Origin of the sequence: Pedobacter sp. N36a (assembly GCF_014472395.1) — a bacterium.
Taxonomy (GTDB): Bacteria; Bacteroidota; Bacteroidia; order Sphingobacteriales; family Sphingobacteriaceae; genus Pedobacter.
Window position 1 is genome coordinate 92,931 of the sequence record NZ_JACSZW010000006.1, and the last position, 25,059, is coordinate 117,989.

The following is a 25,059-nucleotide window of genomic DNA, read 5'->3' on the forward strand; positions in this document are numbered from 1 at the left end:
ATGTCCTATGAAAATATTGATGATCAGTGCTTTGGCGATTCTGCTGAGCACTACTGCTTGTAAAAAAAGCAAATCTGGCGGCTCCGAAACGCCGCTTCCTGATGCCGCATTGAAAACAAAAGTGCTGACTGCCGGTTTAGCCTTCCCATGGGAAATTATCTATGGCCCTGATCAGCAATTGTGGATCACAGAAAGGGGAGGGAAGATCAGCAGGGTTAATCCTCAAACGGGTGTAGTCACCCTTTTACACAACATTTCTGATGTAGTTTCCAATGGGGAGGGTGGGTTGCTGGGCATGGTGCTCGACCCAAATTTCGCCACGAATCCTTATGTATATGTGGTCTATAATTATGGGACGGGGAGCAATTACCGGGAAAAAGTAGTGCGTTTTACTTATGGTAATGGTGCATTGGCTGCTCCATTCACGATTCTCGATCAAATTCCTGCCTCCAGTATCCATAACGGCTCCAGACTAATGATCAGTAAGGATCAAAAATTATTCATTACAACAGGTGATGCCAGTAACGCTGCCAATGCGCAGAATAAAAATTCATTATCCGGGAAGATCCTCCGGCTGAACCTGGATGGCAGCATTCCTGTTGACAATCCCATTGCCAATAATCCATTATGGAGCTTTGGCCATCGCAATCCTCAGGGATTGATTCAGGTAGGAGATAAGATTTATGCCTCAGAACATGGGCCAAACAATGATGATGAAGTCAACCTGATCCTCAAAGGACGTAATTATGGCTGGCCAAATGTGGAAGGCTTCTGTAACCTACCTGCAGAGCAAACTTTCTGTGCTGCGAATGATGTGGCAGAACCTATGTTTGCCTGGACGCCCACGATCGCCACAGCCAGTCTTTCCTATTACAACTCAGATTATATCCCCCAATGGAAAAACTCCTTATTATTGCTGAGTTTGAAAGGAACCAAGCTCACACAGCTGAGTTTAAATGCTGCTGGCGATAAAATTGAGGGGACTAAAGATTTTCTAGTCAACCAGTTTGGACGCCTCCGTGCCATTTGTCAATCTCCGGAAGGAAAGCTATATTTTACAACGAGCAATGGCGGAGATGATAAAATTATAGAAATCGCCAAATAAATTGTTCGAAGACGATTTATACTATAATTTAGTAGCAAAACCATATATATGATCAACAAAGTAGTTTCGGGTGCTGATGAAGCCATCAGCGATATAGAGAATGGGAATACCCTGATGCTCGGCGGTTTTGGGCTTTGCGGGATTCCTGAGAATTGCATTACCGCACTGGTAAAAAAGGGCGTTAAAGATTTAACCTGTATATCCAATAATGCTGGCGTAGATGATTTTGGCATTGGTCTGATGCTGCAAAAACGCCAGGTAAAAAAAATGATTTCTTCGTATGTGGGCGAGAATGCGGAATTTGAGCGTCAACTGCTGAGCGGTGAGCTGGAAGTTGAACTGATTCCTCAGGGCACACTGGCCAGCAGATGTATGGCTGCAGGATATGGCATGCCTGCAATTTTCACCCCTGCCGGAGTAGGTACGGAAGTAGCCGAAGGTAAGGAAGTCAGGAACTTTAATGGTAAAGATTATTTGATGGAATATGCTTTTGATGCGGATTTTGCGATCGTAAAAGCCTGGAAAGGGGATACTGCCGGTAATTTGATCTTCAGGTCAACGAGCAGGAACTTTAATCCGGTAATGGCTATGGCCGGAAAAATCACCATTGCAGAAGTGGAAGAATTGGTGGAAGCAGGAGCGCTGGATCCAGATCAGATTCATACACCAGGTGTATTCGTTCACCGCATTTTTCAAGGTGCCAATTATGAAAAAAGAATTGAGCAGCGTACAGTTAGAACAAAAAAATAATCATTTATATGTTGGATAAAGACGGAATTGCGAAACGTATCGCAAGAGAAATTAAAGATGGTTTTTATGTGAATTTAGGGATTGGTATTCCTACACTAGTGGCCAATTATATCCCGGAAGGCATCAATGTGGTGTTACAGTCGGAAAATGGATTACTGGGAATGGGACCTTTTCCTTTTGAAGGAGAAGAGGATGCTGACCTGATTAATGCCGGAAAGCAAACGATCACGACCTTGCCGGGTTCTTCTATATTTGATTCCGCCTTAAGTTTCGGGATGATCAGAAGTCAGAAAATTGACCTGACGATTTTAGGCGCCATGGAGGTTTCAGAAAACGGGGACATTGCCAACTGGAAGATTCCTGGAAAAATGGTGAAAGGAATGGGCGGGGCCATGGATTTGGTGGCTTCTGCAAAGAACATCATTGTGGCCATGCAGCATGTGAATAAAGCAGGAGAAAGTAAGCTGCTACCAAATTGCACTTTGCCGCTGACAGGCGTGAAATGTATTAAGAAAATTGTCACAGAACTGGCGGTACTGGATGTGCTGCCTGGAGGCGGATTTAAGCTGATCGAAAGAGCACCTGGGGTGAGCGTAGATTACATCAGACAAGCCACAACGGGCAAGCTGTTTGCGGATGATGCTGTGCCGGAAATGAGCTTAAATTAATGCTAAAACGAAAATATCACAGGAGGATATCATATCATAAAAAAAGGGACGTTTCTGACGTCCCTTTTTTATTTACTCTGCTTTATGTTTGCAGTATTTTACTTTTAAATCAGCAGAGATGTCCTCTGTGATTTTGATGATGTCATCAGGTGTATTGAAATTGTTGGTGATCAATTGATCACAAGTTTCTCTGTATGGCAGTAGGAAATCCTTATAGGCAGGAACCACATGGTTGTGCCATTTATAAGTGACATCGTCTTCCGGATATCCCCTTTCCATACCGTCGCGTTTAATGCGGCGTGCTAAAGCAACAGATTCTTCTGCTTCTACAAAGATGCGGTGGTCTAATAAGGCTGCAATCTCTTGGAAATGCAGAATGAAAAGTCCTTCTACAATGATGATTGGAGCAGGATTGATTTCCAGAATTTTAGTGATGGCTAAAGGATTATTGAAACTATATTCCTTTTTATAAATCACTTCTCCTTTGATCAATTTCTTGATGTCCAAAAGAAACTGCTGATCATCAATGGTTGATGGCAGGTCAAAATTGTAAAGCTTGTTTTCTTCCTGGCTCAATTCGCCCACAGGAATGTAATAGTCATCCTGAGAAACCAGGGTTACTTCATCGTTCTTAAAATGATGTAAGAAACAATTTAAAAAAAAGGTTTTACCGGAACCACTTCCCCCCGCAATACCAATGATAAATGGCTTATTGTTCATTATCTTGTCCACCGTACGTTAAATTACAAAAAAATCTTTTATCTATAGCACCCAACGCGTCCGCTACTGCTTTAGTCATCACAATGATCACATCTTTAGTAGATTCATTTTCCGTGAATTTACCTACTACCTTTGCAAAGGTAGACCTGTTGCTCATTGGATTGGTAATTTTCATCACCGTTCCAATTGGTGCACTGCGATGCAATACCAACATTTTTGAGGGATCAAGATCCGGATCTGCAATCCATATTCCTGTTCCTTTTTCGTCCATTTGGTTTAAGCCGTATCTGCTGGCTGGCAACCTTAATGACGGATTTTTTATAGAATTCAAAGTATCCACTGGATTCTCCGGCTGGTGGTTTGCCGTTGGAACTGGTTTTTGTGGGTATTGTCCTTTGATTAGTAATTTCTGGCCAACTCTTAAAGAGTAACCAGTGAGGTTATTTTTAGCTTTTACCTGGTCCATCGATAACTTGTAACGGGTAGCAATGGAGTAAAGTGTTTCATTAGAAGCTACGGTATGTTCGATAAAGTCTTCCGAACGATCAGGAACATTGATTGCTACAGGTTGATTTTGAGTAGCTGCGGCTGGATTCTGTTGTTTTTTCGGGAAAATAGGAATCAGAATTTCCTCTTTCTTTTTCGTATCGGCAGGAACAGTCTTTTCTGCTTTAACAGGCTGCTGAGCAACAACTGTTGGCGTTACGGCTGCAGCTGCAGTGGTTTCTTCGGCTGTACCTTCATTTGCCGGCATTTTTAATACTTGTCCGATAGACAGGTTAATGGTTTTGAGGTTGTTGATTTTTTTGATCTCCTCTACGGTCGTGCCGTATTTCTTCGCCAGCATACCTAGATTTTCTTTTTTCTGAACGGTATGTTCTATGAAGATTCCATCAGGGTCTGTGTTTCCATTCTTTTTCGGAATGCTATTTTTCTTGGCTGCATTTAACGGTGTTTTCTCTGCTGCAGGGCCAGTGAACGGGATATTGGTGGGTACTTTAATGATCACACCGATCTGGAGGAACTTGTTGTCATTGAAAGTCATGATGTCTTTCGGTGTCACATTATACCTTCTGCCAATGGCGTAATAAGTGTCTTTAGCAGCTACCTCATGGATAATTAACTTTTTGCCATTCCGGTTTTCTACTCCTATAGAATCCCTTGTATTGGTATTGGCATTGGCAGTGGGTAGTTTTAAAAGCACTGCAAATAACGATACTATATAATATTTATACATTAATGTCTCTGTTAAATTTAATGAGCAATTATACGAATAATAAAAGAAAGCGGGAATTTTGAATATCTAACGTTGATTCCAAAGGGGTATTGTACGTCAAAATAACATTTTTCAAAACCATTTAATTTTCGTGTTGTTGTATAGGCAAATCCTATAATCGGACAAAAATAAAACAATATATACTATGGACGCAAAAGAAATCAGTTTAAATGAGAAAGAAGTGAAACCTGTAGTGGACATGCTGAATGACTATCTGGCTAATTATCACGTGCATTACCAGAAATTAAGAGGTTGTCACTGGAATGTAAAAGGTCAGAACTTCTTTACCTTACACATTAAATTTGAGGAATTATATACCAATGCTCAGTTAACAATTGATGAAATTGCTGAACGTGTTCTTACTTTAGGCAAGCCACCTCATAGCCGTTTTGCTGACTATATTAAAGAATCTACTCTTAAAGAGGTGAACACTATTGGAATGAAAGATATGGACATGGTGGAGGAGATTCTATCCGACATGGCACATCTGATTCAGTTGGAACGCGAACTGCTGGATGCTACGGCGAATGCGGGTGATGACGGTACAAATGACATGGTGAATAGATTCATGCAGTTTAAGGAGAAAAATACCTGGATGTTACGTTCATTCTGCGGTAAAAAATAATTGATCATTCCCCCTAATGGTCTAGTAGCCACTTCCAGCATATTTGGGGAGTGGCTTTTTTATTTAAAGCTCCATCACTTTCCTCATCACCATGTGCATTTCAGGAAAGTTTGTCGTCAGCTTTTCGAGGTCATCATCTTCCGCGGTTTTAATGTCTTCCCTAGCAGCGGAGCTTTTATTTTTATAAAAGTAATGTAATTTACGGTTTTTCTGCAGCATGGTTTTAGGCCAGATAATAATAGTTTAATACCTTTGGTAGGAAATGGGATATAAAAGTTTAGCAGAATGTGTTGCCGATTTAGAAAAACACGGCCATTTAATCAGGATTAAAGAAGAAGTTGACCCATATCTGGAAATGGCGGCTATCCATCTGCGCGTTTACGAGCAGCAAGGGCCCGCTTTATTCTTTGAAAAGGTGAAGGGAAGTCCTTTCCCAGCAGTATCCAACCTATTTGGTACGCTGGAGCGTTCAAAATTTATGTTCAGGGATAGCCTGGATAAAGTGGAGCAATTGGTAGGATTGAAGTTTGATCCGATGAGCGCCATAAAGAAACCTTTTCAGATTCCGGGAATTGCCCTGACTGCGCTGACTGCTTTACCTCTTAAACAAACTTTTAAATCTACATTTAGTAAAACCACCATCAGTGCTTTGCCACAGATTGTGAACTGGCCTATGGATGGCGGTCCTTTTGTGACCATGCCGCAGGTTTATACAGAAGACATAGAGAAGCCGGGAATTATGAATGCCAATCTGGGGATGTATCGGATTCAGCTTGCCGGTAATGATTATATCCAGGATAAAGAAATAGGGTTGCATTATCAAATCCATCGCGGAATTGGTGTACACCAGTCGAAAGCGAATGCAAAAGGCCAGCCTTTAAAGGTCAGTATCTTTGTAGGCGGCCCACCAGCACATCCCTTGGCAGCAGTCATGCCTTTACCAGAAGGACTTTCAGAGATGACTTTTGCCGGTGCGCTGGGTAACCGAAGGTTCAGGTATTTTTATGATGAAGAAGGGTTCTGTATCTCTGCAGATGCCGATTTTGTGATCACTGGTACGGTTTATCCGCAAGAAAACAAACCTGAAGGTCCTTTTGGAGACCATTTGGGGTATTATAGTTTAACCCATCCATTTCCATTAATGAAGGTGCACAATGTGTATCATCGCAAGGATGCGATCTGGTCTTTCACTGTAGTGGGCCGACCTCCGCAGGAGGATACCAGCTTTGGTGCCTTGATTCATGAGATTGCCGGATCGGCCCTGCCGAAAGAAATTCATGGCTTAAAGGAATTGAATGCAGTAGATGCGGCAGGGGTTCACCCTTTATTATTCGCGATTGGAAGTGAGCGTTATACGCCATTTCTTAAGGAACGCAGGCCTCAGGAGATACTGACGATCGCCAACCATATTTTAGGTAAAAACCAGCTGAGTCTGGCTAAATACCTATTTATTGCGGCCAGAGAAGATGAGGAGACTTTAGGTACGCATGATCTTTCTGGTTTTATGCAGCATGTTTTGTCCAGAATGGATTTCAGAACAGATTTGCATTTCCATACCAATACGACTATCGATACTTTAGACTATAGCGGAGCAGGTTTGAATAGTGGTTCTAAAGTAGTATTTGCAGCTGCTGGACCAGTACGCAGAAAATTATCGGAAGTAGTTCCTGCTGGATTCACTTTACCGGAAGGGTTCCATACTGCTCAAATGGCGATTCCAGGGGTAATGGCGGTTCAGGCTGCTCCTTACCTGAGTCATGCTGCTGCAGTAAAGGAAATCGATGCTTTAAATACAGAGATGACAGATCAGGACTTTGCAGGAATTGCCTTGATTGTTTTATGTGACAACAGCGTCTTTACTGCGCAAAACATCAATAACCTGGTATGGATTACCTTTACAAGAAGTAACCCTGCGGTAGATATTCATGGCATTGGTGCTTTTACAGCAAACAAACATTGGGGATGCACAGGTCCGGTAATTATTGATGCACGTAAGAAGCCTCACCATGCACCGGAATTGATCAAGGATGCGGAGGTAGAAAAGAACATTGAAAGATTTGCAGGGCTTTTTAAAGCTGGCGACTTTTAAGCAAATCATAAATCCACCATTAAATAAATGGTACAAAAAAAGGGAAGCTGATCAGCTTCCCTTTTTTTGTACCATATCCTATAGACATATCTTTTTGGGGAGTTTAGAACCTCACACCGAACGTTAAAAATACATTGTCTCTGCTGGTTTTGATGTTCGCAACCGGCTCCTGGAAATTGTTTAACAGGTAGCTGTCTAAGTCTACATTACCTTCTATACGTTGGTAAGCAAGGTCTAGAGAATAGTTACCTACGCGGTATCCAAGACCACCTGAGTAAACGTTAGTTGCAAAATATGACTTCGTATCATTTTTTGAATAACTGCCATTATTAGCATAACCAGCTCTTAAACTGATGGCATTGTCTACTTTATACTCTGCACCAAATCTATAATTTACGGTGCTTTGGTAATTGTCTTTGATGCTTTGGTTTGCTGACATGATCGCACCCTGGTTATTATCCTGATCCAATGAATACTTGATCGTAGAATAATCGATGTAATCAACATCTGCAGAAATTAAAGCTCTGCCAGCGATCACATAACTTGCGCCCAGCGATCCTTTTAATGGGGTACGTAATTGGTAAGTCAAGCCAGAAATACCTGGGGTATTGCTGAAAATCCCCGGTTTTCCACCTGCAGCATAATTAGTCGTTAAAGTATGCGCCTGAACATCATCGAAATACATCCATGTTGGCGTTTGGAAAGTTGCACCTATACGAAGGTTTGCATCTGGTCTAACGATTATACCCAAACGCGCATTGAAACCTGCACCTTTAACATCAGAATTAAGCTGGTAAGTTGAAGTGTAGTTGCTGTTGATGTCCGGGTGGTTATTGTATCCGGATTCAGTGAATACACGCTCGCTTACATATCTTGAACTCACAAAATTCAAACTACCACCCACATATACTTTATTAGAAATGTTCAGGGCACCACCTACGTTCATTTCTGAAGTAGATCCGGTTCTGATTTCCGATTGGCTCTGACGGTATGGACCAGTTGTGGTTGGTGTATAATAATCACTTTGGGTACCAGATGCAGGTACATAGCTGATTAAATAGTTATCGTAAGCCATTTTCTCTATGCTGTAGTTATCCAAAGTGGTTGGATCTCCAGAAGCAAAACGATTGGCTTCTTCTGCGAAATAATTGTTAATAGAACTTTGGGTATTGGTACCATTAAATTTGAAGTTCGCGGTGAAGTCATTATTACGGCTATAGCCTACGCCGAAAACAGTACTCACTACACCTTTAGTTGGATCGGTTCCCTTAGGTTTGAACGTTGGGTTAAAAAATACCGCACCCACATTGTTCAGGTTCAGCCTGTTTTTTGAAGAGTTCGTTTGTTCTCCGAGGAATTCCGCTTTTCCTTTCATCATATTGAATTCCGGGGTAAAGCTAAACTCTGATTTGGTGAATAGACCAAGACCAGCAGGGTTGCCACCTAATGAACTCATGTCGCCGCCTACACCAATCTGCGCAGCACCCATACTTTTAAACCGGGCGGTACTGCCATAATTTGTTTGAGAGAATCTCAGGGCATCAGGGGCGTATTGAGCATATAAAGAACCTGTAGTGGTTACTATAACCACTAAGGAGGATAGAATTTTTTTCATGTTTGTTTTCTGAATGATAATAATTGGACCTGATTAGCCTCTTCCACCTCTAGAAGATCTACCGCCACCACCGCCGACGCTGCCGCCGCCTGAAGATCTGCCGCCTGCGTCTCCACCACGTGATGGAGTATAAGTTGGCTGATTTTGCTGTGGTCTGTAGCTGTCTCTTGAAGGTCTCATCTGTTGATCTTGTCTGCTATCAATTGATTGTATACGTCCTGGTCTTTGTACACCTTGTTCTCTGTTAGGAATATAAGAATCTGATCTGCTTCCACGTGAAATCACGTTTCCGTTTCTGTCGCTTCTCATGTTTCCAGAACCTCTTGAAGAACTGCCATTGGCATAATTTCTGTCGTTCATGGTTCTTGACGGTCTTGGTGCGTTATTATACCTGCTGCCACCACCAACGATGATGCCGCCACCCCATCCTGGATAGAAACCACCGCCCCATCCTGGATAGAAGCCACCGCCCCAACCTGGATAAAAACCGCTGCCCCATCCTGGGTACCATGGGTTGTAACCGAAGCCACCGCCCCATCCGTAGTATGGATTGCCCCATGCAGAGCCAAAGCTAAGACCTAAAGAAAGTCCGCCACCATAACCATATCCTCCGTAACCGAAGCCACCGTCAAAATAGGGATCGTAGTAAGATCTCCATGGACTGGCATAAGAAAATCTATTGATACGGGAAGAGTAATCCATGTCATAATAAGGATCACTGGTACCATAATATTCATCGTTTGAATCGTAATACTGTTGTTGTGCCACTACTCTTGGTTGTGGGGTGTAAATTTGTGCTTTAACATTAGAGTTGTACACATCATCCGCTTGGGCACCTTGCTGCGCATACCTTGGCGCAGAGCAGGAAGCAACAACTATGGTTGTCACAGCCAGCATACTGGTGAATAAATGTCTAGGTTTCATAACTATATGTGTTGTTTGTGTGTCACACGCTTTTTTGTCGGCTATAAATTTATAAATTTGTAGTCTACATTTCAAGCAAAGTTACACAAAAAACATTCCAAATAGTTATGAGCAAAGGTATTACAAGTAAAAATGAAGATTATTCGCAGTGGTATAACGACATTGTTATGAAAGCCGATCTGGCAGAGCACTCCTCTGTTAAAGGATGTATGGTGATAAAACCCTACGGATACTCCATTTGGGAGAAAATACAGGCGGTTTTAGACAAGAAGTTTAAAGATACAGGACATAGTAACGCTTATTTTCCTTTATTCATTCCTAAGTCATATTTTTCTAAGGAAGCATCACACGTGGAAGGTTTTGCCACTGAATGTGCCGTAGTGACACATTATCGTCTTAAAAATGACGGAAATGGAAACATCATTGTTGATGATACGGCAAAACTGGAAGAAGAATTAATTGTAAGACCAACTTCTGAAACGATCATATGGAATACTTACAGAGGCTGGATTCAGTCGTATCGTGATCTTCCTTTGCTGATCAACCAATGGGCAAATGTGGTGCGCTGGGAAATGCGTACGCGTCTGTTCTTACGTACTACTGAATTTTTATGGCAGGAAGGGCATACTGCACATGCCACTGCAGAGGAAGCGGTAGAAGAAACAGAAAAAATGCTGGATGTATATGCTGATTTCGCAGAGACCTGGATGGCGATGCCAGTGGTAAAAGGAATGAAAACTCCGAATGAACGTTTTGCAGGTGCATTAGAGACTTATTGTATTGAGGCGTTAATGCAGGATGGTAAAGCTTTACAAGCAGGTACTTCTCATTTCCTCGGACAAAATTTCGCAAAAGCATTTGATGTAAAATTCACTAATAAAGAAGGTAAAATCGAGCATGTATGGGCGAGTTCATGGGGGGTATCTACCCGCTTAATGGGCGCCTTGATTATGGCACATAGTGATGACGCCGGTTTGGTATTGCCTCCAAAATTAGCGCCAATCCAAGTGGTGATCATTCCGATTCATAAAAATGAAGAAGACCTGAAAAACATCACCAGCTTTGTAGATGAACTATCTGCTAAATTGAAAAGTTTAGGCGTATCTGTGAAATATGACGATCGTGAGGCACAGCGTCCAGGATTCAAATTTGCTGAATATGAATTGAAAGGCGTACCAATTCGCTTAGCAATTGGTGGCCGTGATCTGGAAAATGGTACTGTTGAATTAGCCCGTAGAGATACCAGAGAGAAACAAACTGTAGCTCAGGAAGGTCTAGATATTTTTATCGTTCAGTTATTGGATGAAATTCAGGCCAATATTTACAATAAAGCATTCCAATACCGTGAAGAACATACTACTGAAGCAAATTCTTATGATGAGCTGAAAGAATTGTTAGATGGTAAAGCTGGATTCGTATCTGCGCATTGGGATGGTACTCCAGAAACAGAACAAAAAATTAAAGAGGAGACAAAAGCTACCATCAGGTGTATTCCTTTAAACAATAAGCAGGAAGATGGTGTTTGTATCTATTCAGGAAAACCATCTAAACAAAGGGTGTTATTTGCCCGCGCTTATTAAGATTTCATCATTTTGCGCTTTAGGGGAAACAAAATTAAAATAGTGGATACAGAAAACTACGCGAAAATACTGACTGAATTTGAGCATAAAGCCTCTTTAAAACAGGCCATTTATAGAAATACAACGGAAGTCTTTGAGCTGCTTAAAAAGCAGCTCATTAAGACTGCCAGCAAATTGAAAAGCGATTATCAATCTAAAGATCCTTCCGTAGAGATCGATTATAAAGAAAACAATAAGTTTGAAGTACAGCTGAAATTTTCTGGTGATATGATGGTGGTATCGATGCACAGTAATGTGTTTAACTTTGGTACTGGTCATTCCGTTTTTCAAACGAATTATGTAAAAGAAGATCCTTTACGCAGTTATTGCGGCACGATTTACCTCCATAATTTCCTGGCAGATTCTATTAAATACAATCGTCTGGCAGATGAAGGCTCGCTCATTGCAAGGCTGCTCATCAATAAAGAAAAACATTTTTTAGTAGAAGGGGAAGGAGCATTAGACTTTTTATATCAGGATTTTTCCGAAAACCTAGTGACAGAAGCAGCGCTGACAGATATCATTGAACGGTCAATTTTGTTCTGTCTGGCTACGGATTTAATAATTCCCCCTTATGCGCAAATAAAAGAAGTAACTTTAAATCAGAAACAATCCATGTTGGCCGCAAGCGGTTACCCGACAGGAAAGCACCTGGGGTATCAGTTTAAGGCTGAAACAGAACAAAATAATAACCTATGAAGTTCGCAACAAAAGCAATACATGCCGGTCAGGAACCTGACCCATCTACAGGAGCTGTAATGACTCCAATTTATCAAACTTCTACCTACTGGCAAAAATCACCTGGTGATCACCAGGGTTTTGAATATTCAAGAGGTACCAATCCTACCCGTAAGGCTTTAGAAGATTGTCTTGCTGCTTTGGAAAATGCTAAATATGGTTTGGCTTTTTCAAGTGGAATGGGGGCTACAGATACGGTTTTAAGACTGTTACAGCCGGGTGATGAAGTGATCACCGGAAACGACCTTTATGGTGGTTCTTACCGTATCTTTACTAAAGTATATGCGAAATATGGCATTAAATTTCATTTCCTGGACTTATCTAAGCCAGAAAATATGCTGCCATATATCAATGATAAAACGAAATTGGTGTGGATTGAAACTCCTACAAATCCAACCATGCAGATCATCGACATTGAAGGTGTGGCCAAAATCACTAAAGCGAATAATCTAATTTTAACGGTAGACAATACTTTTGCATCTCCTTACCTTCAGAATCCTATTGATCTGGGCGCAGACATCGTGATGCATTCGGTGACCAAATATATCGGTGGTCACTCTGATGTGGTTATGGGTGCTTTGTTAGTGAACGATGAGCAATTGTATAAAGACCTTTGGTTTATTTATAATGCTTGTGGTGCTACACCAGGACCTCAAGATGCGTTTTTAGTATTGAGAGGAATTAAGACCCTTCATTTACGTATGAAAGCACATTGTGAGAATGGTGAAAAAGTAGCACGCTTCCTGAAAAGCCATCCTAAAGTAGACAAAATCTATTGGCCAGGTTTTGAAGATCATCCTAACCATGATATCGCGAAGAAACAAATGCGCGGTTTTGGTGGTATGGTATCCATCACTTTAAAAGGGGCTGACCTTCAGGAAACCTTTAGAATCGCTTCTTCTTTCAAAGTGTTTACGCTTGCAGAATCACTAGGTGGTGTAGAATCATTGATCAACCACCCGGTAAGTATGACGCATGGTTCTATTCCTAAGGAAGAACGTGAGAAAGTAGGGGTTACGGATAACCTTTTACGCTTAAGTGTTGGGGTAGAAGATATTGACGATTTAATCGCCGATTTAGAACAAGCATTGAGCTAATTTAAAATAAGAAATATTGGAATTCCTGGAACTGAAAGACTTTTTGGACTATAAAGTCGAGCAATACAACAAGCCGAACTTTATTACCAACGATCCGGTTTGCATTCCGCACCGTTTTTCTAAAAAACAAGACGTTGAAATTGCCGCATTTTTTGCGGCAATTTTAGCTTGGGGACAACGCAAAACCATTATCAATAAATGTACAGAGTTGTTTGAACGCATGGACAATGCGCCTTACGATTTCATGCTGCAGCATAGTGATGATGACCTTAAAGGTTTGCTGGGTTTTAAGCACCGCACCTTTAACGATACTGATCTATTGTATTTCGTATCGTTCTTTAAGTTCCATTATGAGCAATCAGATAGTTTGGAAACGGCATTTCTCCTGCCTTCCAAACCTATATTCAGAGCAGAATACCTGGAAGAAAAAACGGAACAAGCATTAAACTACTTTAGGTCTTACTTTTTTAGTTTGCCAGATTTCCCGAGAAGAACGATTAAACATGTTTCTTCACCACTTCAGAAATCTACCTGTAAACGCCTCAATATGTTTTTACGATGGATGGTGAGAAAGGACAATAAAGGCGTTGATTTTGGACTTTGGAACACTGTACAGCCTGCGGATCTCATTTGTCCATGTGACGTTCATGTGGATCGGGTAGCGCGTAAATTGGGAATGATCAGCAGAAAACAAACAGATTGGCAGACTGCGGTAGAACTGACTAAAAAGCTTTCTGAATTTGATCCTATAGATCCGGTTAAATACGATTTTGCCTTATTTGGACTAGGTGTCGAAGAAAAGTTTTAATTTTAGTTGATGGCAACTTTTAAAGCGGAGATCGAACGTTTTGCTGAAATGGGTGAAAAAACCGGCTGGACTTATGTTTTCGTCCCTTTTGTCATTGCCAACGAAATCAAGGCAGATTATCGGAAAAGCTACCGGGTAAAAGGAATGCTGGATCAGGTGGCTGTTGCCGGGCTAGCGCTTGTACCTATGGGTGAAGGTGATTTCATTATCGCACTGAATGCGCCATTGCGTAAAAAACTAAAAAAGGACAAAGGGGCAGTACTGGAGCTGCGTCTGGAAGAAGATCTCGACTTTAAAATCCTGATGCCGGAGGACCTGGAAGTCTGTTTATCGGATGAGCCGCAATGGCTGGAAAGCTTTTTAAAGCTTCCAAAATCCCACCAAAATTATTACATCAACTGGTTGAATTCCGCAAAAACGGAAGCCACAAGAACGAAAAGACTGGTCAAAATCGTTACTGCGATGGACAAAGACTGGGATTTCGGAACGATGATGCGGGATGGAAAACCCCGCAAAGCTTAAGTGATTACCGGTTGTAATTCCTGAACCAACTCCAAACTTTCATTTGAATTACACCAATAAAAGCTTCCCTGAAAATACGGGTGCTCATTTTGGAAGTACCCTCTGTACGGTCGGTGAAGATGATTGGAACTTCGACTACTTTAAAGCCATATTTGATTGCTGTGAACTTCATCTCAATCTGGAAGGCATAACCTACAAATTTGATTTTATCCAAAGGAATGGTCTCTAAAACACGTCTGGTGTAACATTTAAATCCTGCAGTTGCATCCTGAATGTCAATTCTGGTCATCATGCGCACATACATGGAGGCAAAGTAGGACATTAGTACCCTATTCATCGGCCAGTTGACCACATTTACGCCATTTACATAACGGGAGCCGATGGCTAAATCTGCACCATTTACACCAGCTTCACGAAGCCTGATCAGGTCGTCTGGATTGTGAGAAAAATCAGCATCCATCTCAAAGATATACTGGTACTGCGGACGGGCTAATGCCCAGCGAAAACCATGAATATAGGCAGTGCCTAAACCCAGTTTTCCTGTTCTTTCTTCGATATGAAGGCCAGGAAATTCTTGCTGTAATCCCTTCACGATGCGGGCTGTTCCATCAGGAGAACCATCATCAATAATTAGGACTTCAAAAGAATAAGGCAGGGAGAAAACCTTTCTAATGATCTTCTCAATATTTTCTTTCTCGTTGTAGGTGGGGATTATAATTAGACTGTCTGACACGTAATATAAATTTAGGAGCGAAATTATGGATTCTTAACGAAAAAACCCTCAGTATATTCTATATACTGAGGGTTAATGATGTTAAATCACAAATAAATGAGATTATTTGACATCTCCCATTAGTTTTTTCACTAATGGGGATAGGATAATCAATAATATTCCAGCAATTAAGGCATAAATAGCCAGCTGTTTATAGCCCTCTGTGAAGGTCATTAATTTCTGAGCTGTGGTATCATTATCTCCGCCTTGCGCCATGTGTGCACCTAAAATACCGGCTACATACTGACCGTAAGCACTGGCCAGGAACCACATTCCCATCATTACACCCTGTAATTTAACCGGGGATAATTTGGTCATAATGGATAAGCCGATAGGAGAGAGGCAAAGCTCACCGAAGGTAATTACCAGGTACGACAGGGTAAAGGCGTCTAAAGAAGCAATACCTTGTGCATTGGCAAAGAAACGGGTGCTGTATAGGATAAAGAAACCACCTGCCAGGAATAAAAAGCCAAGACCGAATTTCACTACCGTATTTGGTTCGATCTTTTTCTTTGCTAATCCAATCCATACCAGACTGAAGACAAAGGCAAAAATGATCACAAAGAAAGAGTTGGCAGAGTTGTTTACACCGTTTGGATCCAGGGTAATGACGCCCAGAAGTTTATCATCCAGGTTTCTGGCGGCGAATAGCGCCATAGAGCCCCCGCTTTGTTCGTAAATTCCCCAGAATACAATAGAGAACAGGATAAAGATGATGGCTGCAATAAGTTTTTTACGCTCTTCCCATCCGTATTTACTCATTTCATAAATGATGTAAACTAAGGTGGCAGGGCCGATGATGTACATAAACCAGTCGGTATATTGTGTTTTGGCCACCATGGTCATGATCACTGGAATTATGGCCAATGATCCTGCATATACTGCATAATCGTACCATTTTCTGTTGATCGCTTTGGTTTTGATCACTGCTGGTTCAGCAGGTAATTTTCCATCCAGGCTTTCTGGTAAGATCACCGTTACCTCTTCGTCTTTAAAAGGAGATAATCCAATCGGACCTAAGCTCTTTTTAGTGAAGATAAAAGTCAGCAAACTGATGGTCATTACAATTCCGGCAAGGCCGAAAGCCAGGTGCCAGGAATAGGTTTTTCCAAGGTAAATACAGGCGTAACCACCCAATAGACCACCGATGTTAATTCCGGCATAGAACAGAGAGAAACCAGCATCACGACGTGGGTCATTGCCTTTGTAAAGGGAACCTACCATCGTAGAAATGTTGGGTTTAAAGAAACCGGTACCGACTACCGTGAAACTGATCCCGAGAAAGAAGAACTGATGCGGATCATAAGAGAGGATTGCACTTCCTATAATCATCAGGATACCGCCCCAGAACAGGGACTTCCTAAAGCCCAGGATTTTATCTGCAAAGAGTCCACCGATAAAGGTGAAGGCATATACGAAGGCCTGAGTGGCTCCGTATTGAAGATTGGCATCGCCATCTTTCATCATTAACTGCGTGACCATGAAATAGGTCAGCATTCCCCGCATTCCGTAGAAACAGAAACGTTCCCACATTTCTGAGAAGAACAGGTACCAAAGTTGTTTTGGATACTTGCCCTTGAAATTCTGAATTTGTTCTAAAGTAAGATTTTCAGCCATATCTTAATTGTCATTGTTCTGTTAGTAAAAAAAGCCTTTGGAGAGTTCCAAAGGCTTGATTTTTTTATTTTACACCGTGCATCAGGCGTTTCATTAATGGAGTCAGCATCATGATGATCAAACCTAGTCCGATAGGGATAAAGGTGAAGATCAGGAAGAAGGTACTCATTGAATATTTTGAAGTGATCTCATCGATCATACCACCCATTGTACCTGCAACTTTATTACCGATAGCGATGGCCAAGTACCAGATACCAAACATAATGGCGATCATTCTTCCAGGAACCAGTTTACTTACATAAGATAAACCTACAGGAGAGATGAACAATTCACCCATCGTATGGAAGAAATAAGCCAATACCAGCCAGATCATACTTACTGAAGCTACCGCAGCACCCTGAGGGATGGTACTTGCACCGTAAGCAAGAACGGCGAAACCGATTCCTAAAAGAATCATACCAAATCCGTTTTTAAACGTTGCAGAAGGATTGTATTTACTTTCCCAAAGTTTAGATACGATTGGTGCACAGCTGATGATGAATAGAGAGTTCAGGATACCAAACCAGGTGGCTGGAACTTCTGATTTTACTTCGCTGTATTGGTTTTTAAGCATATAGATGACAATCACCCAAATGATGATGAAACCTGAAGCTAAAACTAGGTTACCGATAGAATATTTACCGAAAGTTTTAGAGAACAGCTTGAGCAATACATAAGAGATGATCACTAGAGGAATCACTGTAATCATGGTGTTGACCACATTGAAAATCACCTTAGAATCACCTGTTAGCATACGCTGGGTATAATCCTTTGCAAAGATGGTCATCGAACCACCTGCTTGTTCAAATGATGCCCAGAAGAAAATCGTAATAAAGGCCAGGACAATTACAGCGATCATTTTATCGCGTAATACTGGTGTATATTGACTGATCCTTTTCACTAAGATGAATATGAAAAGCACCAATGCAGTGATGATCATGAAGTTACTTCCTTCCATGCTGCCCACATTAAATGCGAACAAGTTCATGGTGGTAATTTTGGAAACCGGATCATTGATAATCCAGGATAAGCCAATTACAGCAATCAGACCAATCAACAATAAGTCGAATTTAGAGAATGGGTTTCTTGTGCTTTCCTCTAGGTTGTCAGAAACTTCTTCTACTTCGTTTTTAAGCGGTTTTAAGCCGATATTACCGAAAATCCCTTGAGTGAAATAGAACTGAACCATACCGATAAACATAAAGATACCGGCTAAACCGAATCCATAAGCCCATCCCCAGTCTTTGCTTTCTCCGATGTATCCGCACAATAACATCCCTAAAAATGCTCCAGCGTTTACGCCCATGTAGAAAATGGTGTAGGCACCATCTTTTTTCTCCGGATGTTTTTTATACATCTGTGCAATGATAGAGGTCATGTTTGGTTTGAAGAAACCGTTACCTACTACCAATAGACATAAGCCCAGGTACATGAAGAAATGGTCGATTTCAATGGCCATAGATAAATGGCCTAAGGTCATTAATAAGGCTCCTACTATAACTGCCCATCTATAACCAATGATTCTATCGGCAATATAACCGCCTAGGATTGGCGTCAGATAAGCTAAGCCTGTATACGAACCATAAATTGCTAATGCATGAGCTCTAGGCCATCCCCATCCTGGATTATCACCAATAATGGAAGAAGTTAGAAAAAGCACTAGTAATGCGCGCATCCCATAGTAGGAGAATCTTTCCCACATCTCCGTAAAGAATAAAACAAACAGTCCAGCTGGATGTCCTAGTACCTTACTCTCAAAAAAGTTATTTGGAGTGTCCAAATTTTGTGCATTCATGTGTTGGTTTTTTTGTGTAATAATTTATTGAAAGGTTCAGTTAGTTCTTATAAATAAAATAATGGAGAGGGCTCTGTTTTGGTAAGGTTTTTGTTTGATATTAAAATAAACCATCGCGCAAGATAGGCACCCGGAGTCAAACTCACAAATTTTTAAAGTAGTTTAGAGTGGTATTGGCATCTGTTAAAGCTTCTTGATGGCTTGAATTTTTTTGTCTTTCGGGTCGATGTAGAGCTCGTCCAAATCATTAGGATCATTCTTTAGTTCCACATTCTCAACGAGTTTAAGTTTGCCGCTCGTCACTTTATACGCATCAAAACTGAGGTCGGAAGCGTAATATTCAAAATTTCCTATCATTTCTTCACTAAAAGGAGCAAGATGATCAAAAACGATCATATTTACGCTTTTGTCCATGGTCAGCGTCATGGAGTTGAGTTTGTTGTACTCGAAGATGACACGGTTGAGGCCAGGGTTTTTAGGCTGTACGAAGACCGCTTTTCCGAAGCTGGGTTCGCCATTTTCAAAGGACAATATTTCGATTACTTTCTTGGAGGTTTTGCCGTTGTTTCCTTTCCAGCCTAGTAAGGCATAGGCAGGCGATTTTCCATTGCTTATGGGCACGATCTGGTAGTAATAGGCACCATACCAATTTTTATTGCTGGTAATGGCATTTGGGTCTTTCAGCTGCTCGGTGTTGTCGATCAGCGGGAATAATTTTAGCTTCCCATCTTTAGTGGCTACTTGTATCGCGCCGAAATAACGGTAGGTACCATCATCTACCGGGAGGTACCAGCTGAAAATGCGGAAGGATTTATCCGGGGCATTCAGGGTAGAGATTGTTTTTAGTGAATCAAAAGGGTAGTTAAATGATCCTGGCGTTTTCAGGGATTCTACCAATGTTTTTATGAAATGCGCATTGGCCTCAAAACGAGACTGGTTGTTCTGGGCATGCTGTGCCTGAGCGCTAATCCGGATTAAAGAGTCCTGGAACCGGAGCATTGCCGGGTTATTGCTGAGCGGAAAGCTATGCTGCGCATGAACCGTTGTCATCGCGCAGCATAATATCATCACCAATAGGGTCGATTTTAAAGCTTTGAACATTTAGCTTAACTTTTCAATAACAATTGCGCTGGCACCACCGCCACCATTACAAATTCCGGCTACACCGATAGTTCCATTGTTCTGGGCCAGTACCGTCAATAAGGTCACTACGATTCTGGCACCTGAGGCACCTAGTGGATGCCCAATGGCTACTGCACCACCATTTACGTTTACTTTTTCTGCATTTAATTCCAATAGCTTGTTGTTGGCTAAAGAAACAACAGAGAAGGCTTCGTTGATTTCAAAATAATCTACGTCGCTGATATTTTTACCTGCTTTTTTTAAGGCTAAGGGGATTGCTTTTGCCGGCGCGGTAGTAAACCATTCCGGTGCCTGCTGTGCATCTGCATACGCCAGGATTTTTGCCAATGGCTTTAATCCAAGTTCTTTCGCTTTATCCGCACTCATCAATACCAATGCAGCTGCACCATCATTTAAGGTAGAGGCATTTGCTGCAGTAACTGTTCCATCTTTCTTGAATACTGGTTTTAAGCCTGGGATTTTATCGAATTTAACAGCAAATGGCTCTTCATCTTTCGAGATGAGGGTCACTTCGCCTTTGCGGTCTTTGACAGGTACAGGGACAATTTCTGAGTCGAATTTGCCTTCGTTTTGCGCAGCCTGTGCTTTTTGGTAAGAACTGATGGCAAAAGCATCCTGATCTTCACGGCTGATTTCGCATTCTGCGGCACATAGTTCTGCGGCAGAACCCATGTGGTAATCATTGTATACATCCCAGAGTCCGTCTTTTACCAAGCCGTCGGTTAGCTGACCATGGCCTAAACGGTATCCGTTTCTTGCTTTATCTAAATAATAGGGAACATTGCTCATGCTTTCCATACCGCCTGCAACGATAATGTCGTTTTCGCCAAGGGCGATACTTTGTGCAGCCAGCATGATGGCTTTGGTTCCTGAAGCACATACTTTATTGATGGTGGTAGCAGGAAGGTCTGGTAAGCCGGCAAATTTTGCCGCTTGTGTAGCTGGAGCCTGGCCAATATTTGCAGACAATACATTGCCCATATACACTTCCTGAACGTCAGCAAGGCTGATGCCCGCTTTTTCTACAGCAGCTTTGATGGCTATACCGCCCAGTTGAGGAGCTGAAAAACTTGATAATGAACCACCAAAACTTCCTATCGGGGTTCTAACTGCAGATACTATAACTACTTCTCTCATTGGTACTTTTTAATTTTGGTTGAAAGCAAAGTTAAGTAATTAGTAGTATCTGCTGGTTAAACTCCATCGTTTTTAACGAGGCTCATCTGTATCATTTTTGTTTATGCGTCGTTTTCTTTTCGATTTCACCGCTTCAGTCAACAGGTACTCTATCTGCCCATTGATGCTCCTGAATTCGTCATTTGCCCAGTTCTCAATCTCTTTGAGCAGGGCAGGGTTGATCCTCAGTGCAAAAGCTTTTTTATCTTTTTCAGACATGTTTTATCAGTATTAATTGTATAGCGTACCGGTATTCAGGATGGGCTGTACATTCCTTTCACCGCAAAGCACCACCAATAGGTTACTCACCATGGAGGCTTTACGTTCTTCATCAAGCTCTACGATATTTTTTTCTGAAAGCCTGTCCAGGGCCATTTCTACCATACTCACTGCGCCTTCTACAATTAATTTGCGGGCTGCAATTACTGCGGTAGCCTGCTGGCGCTGCAGCATGGCACTGGCAATTTCCTGTGCATAGGCCAAATGTGAAATTCGGGCTTCAATCACCTCAATTCCTGCTCTCGACAAGCGTTCGCTCAGCTCTGCTTCTAGAAGGGAGCTTACTTTTTCTGCGCCATCTTTTAGGGTGATGGTGGCTTCCTCATCTTCAAAGTTGTCATAAGGGAAGATATTGGCCAGGTGTCTGACTGCCGCTTCGCTTTGAATTGCTACATATTGCAGGTAATCTTCTACTGCAAACATCGCTTTTGCAGTTTCCTGAATTTGCCATACCACAACAGCTGCAATTTCAATCGGGTTTCCTAATTTGTCATTGACCTTGATCTGATGACCGTTGAGGTTTCTCGCTTTTAAAGAAACACTCTTTTTAACAGTTAGTGGGTTTACCCAGAAAAAACCGTCTGTTTTAACCGTGCCTACATACTTCCCAAAAAGGGTGAGTACTTTGGATTCATTTGGATTGTTGATAATCAGCCCTGGTAAAACCAGAATGAAGTTGAGGGCAAGGGCGATCGCGTCAATCGCATATTGCTCAGTGGCTAATGCATAGATTCCGCCGCCTAACAGTGCCAGAAAGAGGACAAATGTAAGGTAGCCAGATGGTGGGGTGATAATTTTTTCCTGATACATAATGATATTGATTTGATATCATAAATTGACGAAATAGTTTTCATAAATGCAAGGATAATCTTTGTAAATCAGATCCCTTCTCAGGATTACACTTCTCAAAAGCCGATATGAGGAAAAATTGTATTATTTTTGAATGAAATCAATTTTATATCATTTTGGCAAAAATCAAAAAGAATTCCCATAGGGTGCTTTATCGTAAGTATTCATCAAACATTAAATATGTGATGATGGTGCTGTCTGTATTGATCATAACGGTGTTTTTACCTAAACAACCTAGGTTCAGATATGAATTTGAAAAGGGGGAGATCTGGAAAAATAAAGACCTGGTTTCTCCATTCAGCTTTGCGATCTTAAAAACAATCCCTCAGGTGACGACGGATAAAAAGGACGCGCTGAACAATGTGCTGCCCATTTATAAGATGAACAATGAGCTGATTCACAGTGTGGAGGAAGCTTATTCCAATGAATTTGATGTGAAATGGAAGACAAATGCCTTTCCTGAAGAAGATAAGGCTGCTTATAAAGCCTCTTCCATGAAACTGCTGGAATCGATTTACAACAGGGGCATCATTGCAATGAATGTAAAACATCAGAAAGGGAATAAATACTATGATTTTGCGCTGATGAACAATAACATCAGTAAGAGCCTGAGTACTCAGGATGTTTTTACGGTACAATCTGCCTTGGAGTATTTTGAGAAGAATTATACTTCAGTTAACCTGAAAGTTAAAGAGATGATTCTGGGGCTGGTGGAAGACCATTTGCAGCCCAATATCATTTTCGATGAAAAGCTGACCAATATTGTACAGGAAAATACGGTCAACAGTCTTTCTACTACCCGTGGGATGGTACAGAAAGGGGAGTTGATTATTGCGAAAGACAATGTGGTAGATGATGAAATTTATCAAAAGCTACTCTCTTTTAAAGAGGCTTATGAAGCACAGACAAAAACTATCGGCGATAGTAAGCTGGTGTACCTCGGACAAATTTTACTGGTAGGGTTTATTGTCAGCCTGCTGATGTTCTTTTTGAAGCTGTTCAGAAAGGATATTTTTGCGGACAACCGTCAGCTGTCTTTATTACTATTGGTGATCACCACCATGCTGCTGTGTTTGACCTGGGCGATTAAGTTGAACCTGCCTAGCATCTATTATATCCCCTTCTGTATTGTACCGATTATCATCCGGATTTTGTTTGATACGCGTTTAGCGCTGTACCTGCATCTGCTGGTGATCCTGATTGCCGGTTTCTTTGTGCCGAACAGTTTTGAGTTCGTCTTTTACCAGATTACCTCAGGGATGGTGGCGATCTATAGTATCAGGAATCTGATCAAAAGAGAGCAATTGCTGCTGTCTGCTTTATTCATCTTGTCGGCTTACTTTGTTTCCTTCCTGGGGATTGGATTATTGAGAGAGGGATCATTCTCTGAGATCGAGTGGCTCAACTTTGTGCCTTTCATTATTAGTGTACTATTGTCGCTCCTGGCTTATCCATTGATTTATGCTTTTGAAAGGCTGTTTGGCATCACTTCAGATGTGGCCTTGATAGAATTGACGAATACGAATAATAAACTGCTGAGAGAGCTTGCGTTTAAAGCGCCTGGAACTTTCCAGCATTCTTTACAGGTGGCCAACCTCGCGGAAGCTGCAATTTTTAAAATAGGGGGGAATTCGCTATTGGTAAGAGCTGGTGCCCTGTATCATGATATCGGTAAAATAGAGAACCCTCAATACTTTATAGAGAATCAAAATACGGCGCTGAGTCCGCATGATAAGCTGCCTTATGAGCAAAGTGCTCAGATCATCATTAAACATGTTCATAAAGGCATAGAAATTACCCGCAGACATCAATTACCGGAAAGTGTGATCGATTTTATCAGAACGCACCATGGAAATACCAGGGTAGATTATTTCTATCAGTCGTTTTTAAAGAACTCTCCGGAGAAATTTGTGGACGAAAACATCTTTCGTTACCCTGGTCCGATCCCTTTTTCTAAGGAAACTGGGGTATTAATGCTCGCAGATTCGGTGGAAGCAGCCTCAAGAAGTCTTAAAAATCCGGACGCGCAAAGCATAAATGACCTGGTCGAAAGGATCATTAACTATAAATTAGAACAAAATCAGTTAGATAATTGCGATATTACTTTAAAAGATTTAGAAACTATAAAGTTGATATTCAAGACTATGCTGATGAGCATCTATCATGTGCGTATAGATTACCTACAAAATGTTTAATTTTTTTTTGGAACTACCAATCATCTTCCTATATTTGCAATCCCGAAAAACAGCAACGGTTTTTGTTTAAAGCGGGAAAGTTAATTGAAAAGGAGAGGTGCCTGAGTGGCCGAAAGGAACAGTTTGCTAAACTGTCGTACTGGCAACGGTACCGCGGGTTCGAATCCCGCCCTCTCCGCATCATTAAAGACAACGATAATTAGGTGTTACCAAATAATCAGCGTTTTTACAGTCCTCCGAAAGAGGAAGAAAGATGATACCAGTTCGGGGTGTAGCGTAGCCCGGTATCGCGCCTGCTTTGGGAGCAGGAGGTCGTAGGTTCGAATCCTGCCACCCCGACAACAATTACTCGGAAGAGTAGTTTTATAATGACCATTAAGAAAGATTGATACCAGTTCGGGGTGTAGCGTAGCCCGGTATCGCGCCTGCTTTGGGAGCAGGAGGTCGTAGGTTCGAATCCTGCCACCCCGACAACATAGATGTCAAATTCTATCAAAAACCCTCTAAATATCACTATTTAGGGGGTTTTTTCGTTTTAATCCTATCACCAGTATGAGCATGTCCAGGCGCTCTATACGCCCCGATTCTGCCAGCATGGTCCCTTTTGCTTTGGCCAGTTTGAATAACTAGTTAGTTAG

Annotated in this window: 23 protein-coding genes and 3 tRNA genes; 14 read left to right on the forward strand and 12 right to left on the reverse strand. The window is 41.6% G+C overall.

Features of this window, described 5'->3' with window-relative positions:
* The first annotated feature begins 7 nt into the window (after positions 1-7).
* From H9X96_RS13430 to H9X96_RS13440, 3 genes are read left to right on the forward strand one after another with little or no spacing between them, the layout of a single operon-like run.
* Positions 8-1,105 (forward strand): sorbosone dehydrogenase family protein, encoded by a 1,098-nt coding sequence (locus tag H9X96_RS13430; protein WP_187666790.1) that lies wholly within the window; start codon positions 8-10, stop codon positions 1,103-1,105.
* 48 nt (positions 1,106-1,153) lie between these two features.
* On the forward strand, positions 1,154-1,855 hold the full coding sequence (locus H9X96_RS13435) for a CoA transferase subunit A (RefSeq protein ID WP_187666791.1): 702 nt from the start codon (positions 1,154-1,156) through the stop codon (positions 1,853-1,855).
* A gap of 8 nt (positions 1,856-1,863) precedes the next feature.
* On the forward strand, positions 1,864-2,523 hold the full coding sequence (locus tag H9X96_RS13440; protein ID WP_187666792.1) for a 3-oxoacid CoA-transferase subunit B: 660 nt from the start codon (positions 1,864-1,866) through the stop codon (positions 2,521-2,523).
* Positions 2,524-2,595: 72 nt separating this feature from the next.
* Here H9X96_RS13440 and H9X96_RS13445 read toward each other — a convergent pair whose 3' ends face one another.
* Both H9X96_RS13445 and H9X96_RS13450 read right to left on the reverse strand, forming a co-directional pair.
* Positions 2,596-3,243 carry a uridine kinase gene (locus H9X96_RS13445; protein WP_187666793.1) on the reverse strand — a complete coding sequence of 216 codons (648 nt, stop codon included), beginning with the start codon at positions 3,241-3,243 and terminating at the stop codon, positions 2,596-2,598.
* Positions 3,233-4,480 carry a LysM peptidoglycan-binding domain-containing protein gene (locus tag H9X96_RS13450; RefSeq protein ID WP_187666794.1) on the reverse strand — a complete coding sequence of 416 codons (1,248 nt, stop codon included), beginning with the start codon at positions 4,478-4,480 and terminating at the stop codon, positions 3,233-3,235. The genes H9X96_RS13445 and H9X96_RS13450 overlap by 11 nt, the downstream gene beginning before the upstream one ends.
* Before the next feature lie 184 nt (positions 4,481-4,664).
* On the opposite strand from H9X96_RS13450, the gene H9X96_RS13455 reads away from it, so the two are divergent.
* A complete protein-coding gene (locus H9X96_RS13455) occupies positions 4,665-5,144 on the forward strand; it encodes a Dps family protein (protein ID WP_187666795.1) in 480 nt (159 codons plus the stop codon).
* 63 nt (positions 5,145-5,207) lie between these two features.
* Here the strand turns inward: H9X96_RS13455 and H9X96_RS13460 are convergent, their stop codons facing one another.
* Entirely contained in the window at positions 5,208-5,363 is a 156-nt protein-coding gene (locus tag H9X96_RS13460; RefSeq protein ID WP_187666796.1) for a hypothetical protein, read from the reverse strand.
* Positions 5,364-5,406: 43 nt separating this feature from the next.
* On the opposite strand from H9X96_RS13460, the gene H9X96_RS13465 reads away from it, so the two are divergent.
* Positions 5,407-7,233, forward strand: coding sequence for a UbiD family decarboxylase (locus tag H9X96_RS13465; RefSeq protein ID WP_187666797.1), 1,827 nt, complete (start codon positions 5,407-5,409; stop codon positions 7,231-7,233).
* A gap of 103 nt (positions 7,234-7,336) precedes the next feature.
* Here H9X96_RS13465 and H9X96_RS13470 read toward each other — a convergent pair whose 3' ends face one another.
* A complete protein-coding gene (locus H9X96_RS13470; protein WP_187666798.1) occupies positions 7,337-8,848 on the reverse strand; it encodes an OmpP1/FadL family transporter in 1,512 nt (503 codons plus the stop codon).
* A 33-nt stretch (positions 8,849-8,881) separates the two neighbouring features.
* A complete protein-coding gene (locus H9X96_RS13475) occupies positions 8,882-9,772 on the reverse strand; it encodes a hypothetical protein (RefSeq protein WP_187666799.1) in 891 nt (296 codons plus the stop codon).
* Between the two features lie 107 nt (positions 9,773-9,879).
* On the opposite strand from H9X96_RS13475, the gene proS reads away from it, so the two are divergent.
* The 5 genes from proS to H9X96_RS13500 are packed head-to-tail and all read left to right on the forward strand — an operon-like array spanning position 9,880 to position 14,556.
* Positions 9,880-11,352, forward strand: a complete 1,473-nt coding sequence (proS, locus tag H9X96_RS13480) for a proline--tRNA ligase (RefSeq protein WP_187666800.1) — start codon at positions 9,880-9,882, stop codon at positions 11,350-11,352.
* Between the two features lie 42 nt (positions 11,353-11,394).
* Positions 11,395-12,090 carry a hypothetical protein gene (locus H9X96_RS13485; protein WP_187666801.1) on the forward strand — a complete coding sequence of 232 codons (696 nt, stop codon included), beginning with the start codon at positions 11,395-11,397 and terminating at the stop codon, positions 12,088-12,090.
* Positions 12,087-13,226, forward strand: a complete 1,140-nt coding sequence (locus tag H9X96_RS13490; protein WP_187666802.1) for a cystathionine gamma-synthase — start codon at positions 12,087-12,089, stop codon at positions 13,224-13,226. The genes H9X96_RS13485 and H9X96_RS13490 overlap by 4 nt, the downstream gene beginning before the upstream one ends.
* Positions 13,227-13,242: 16 nt before the next feature.
* Positions 13,243-14,034, forward strand: coding sequence for a TIGR02757 family protein (locus tag H9X96_RS13495; protein ID WP_187666803.1), 792 nt, complete (start codon positions 13,243-13,245; stop codon positions 14,032-14,034).
* Positions 14,035-14,043: 9 nt separating this feature from the next.
* Complete coding sequence (locus H9X96_RS13500; protein ID WP_187666804.1) at positions 14,044-14,556, forward strand: YdeI/OmpD-associated family protein; 513 nt, start codon at positions 14,044-14,046, stop codon at positions 14,554-14,556.
* 4 nt (positions 14,557-14,560) lie between these two features.
* Here the strand turns inward: H9X96_RS13500 and H9X96_RS13505 are convergent, their stop codons facing one another.
* From H9X96_RS13505 to H9X96_RS13535, 7 genes are all read right to left on the reverse strand, one after another.
* Positions 14,561-15,289, reverse strand: coding sequence for a polyprenol monophosphomannose synthase (locus H9X96_RS13505; RefSeq protein WP_187666805.1), 729 nt, complete (start codon positions 15,287-15,289; stop codon positions 14,561-14,563).
* Positions 15,290-15,391: 102 nt separating this feature from the next.
* Positions 15,392-16,945, reverse strand: coding sequence for a peptide MFS transporter (locus H9X96_RS13510; protein WP_187666806.1), 1,554 nt, complete (start codon positions 16,943-16,945; stop codon positions 15,392-15,394).
* A gap of 64 nt (positions 16,946-17,009) precedes the next feature.
* On the reverse strand, positions 17,010-18,779 hold the full coding sequence (locus tag H9X96_RS13515; protein ID WP_187666807.1) for a peptide MFS transporter: 1,770 nt from the start codon (positions 18,777-18,779) through the stop codon (positions 17,010-17,012).
* A 183-nt stretch (positions 18,780-18,962) separates the two neighbouring features.
* Positions 18,963-19,880, reverse strand: a complete 918-nt coding sequence (locus tag H9X96_RS13520) for a hypothetical protein (protein WP_187666808.1) — start codon at positions 19,878-19,880, stop codon at positions 18,963-18,965.
* Positions 19,881-21,059 carry an acetyl-CoA C-acyltransferase gene (locus H9X96_RS13525; protein WP_187666809.1) on the reverse strand — a complete coding sequence of 393 codons (1,179 nt, stop codon included), beginning with the start codon at positions 21,057-21,059 and terminating at the stop codon, positions 19,881-19,883.
* A 72-nt stretch (positions 21,060-21,131) separates the two neighbouring features.
* Positions 21,132-21,317, reverse strand: a complete 186-nt coding sequence (locus H9X96_RS13530; RefSeq protein ID WP_187666810.1) for an Arc family DNA binding domain-containing protein — start codon at positions 21,315-21,317, stop codon at positions 21,132-21,134.
* Positions 21,318-21,329: 12 nt separating this feature from the next.
* Positions 21,330-22,187 carry an SPFH domain-containing protein gene (locus H9X96_RS13535; protein ID WP_187666811.1) on the reverse strand — a complete coding sequence of 286 codons (858 nt, stop codon included), beginning with the start codon at positions 22,185-22,187 and terminating at the stop codon, positions 21,330-21,332.
* A gap of 155 nt (positions 22,188-22,342) precedes the next feature.
* Between H9X96_RS13535 and H9X96_RS13540 the strand changes: the two genes are divergently transcribed.
* From H9X96_RS13540 to H9X96_RS13555, 4 genes are all read left to right on the forward strand, one after another.
* Positions 22,343-24,421 (forward strand): HDIG domain-containing metalloprotein, encoded by a 2,079-nt coding sequence (locus tag H9X96_RS13540; RefSeq protein ID WP_187666812.1) that lies wholly within the window; start codon positions 22,343-22,345, stop codon positions 24,419-24,421.
* Positions 24,422-24,512: 91 nt separating this feature from the next.
* Positions 24,513-24,599, forward strand: a tRNA-Ser gene (locus H9X96_RS13545).
* 87 nt (positions 24,600-24,686) lie between these two features.
* A tRNA-Pro gene (locus tag H9X96_RS13550) sits at positions 24,687-24,760 on the forward strand.
* 58 nt (positions 24,761-24,818) lie between these two features.
* Positions 24,819-24,892: transfer RNA gene (locus H9X96_RS13555), tRNA-Pro, on the forward strand.
* The last annotated feature ends 167 nt before the right edge of the window (positions 24,893-25,059 follow it).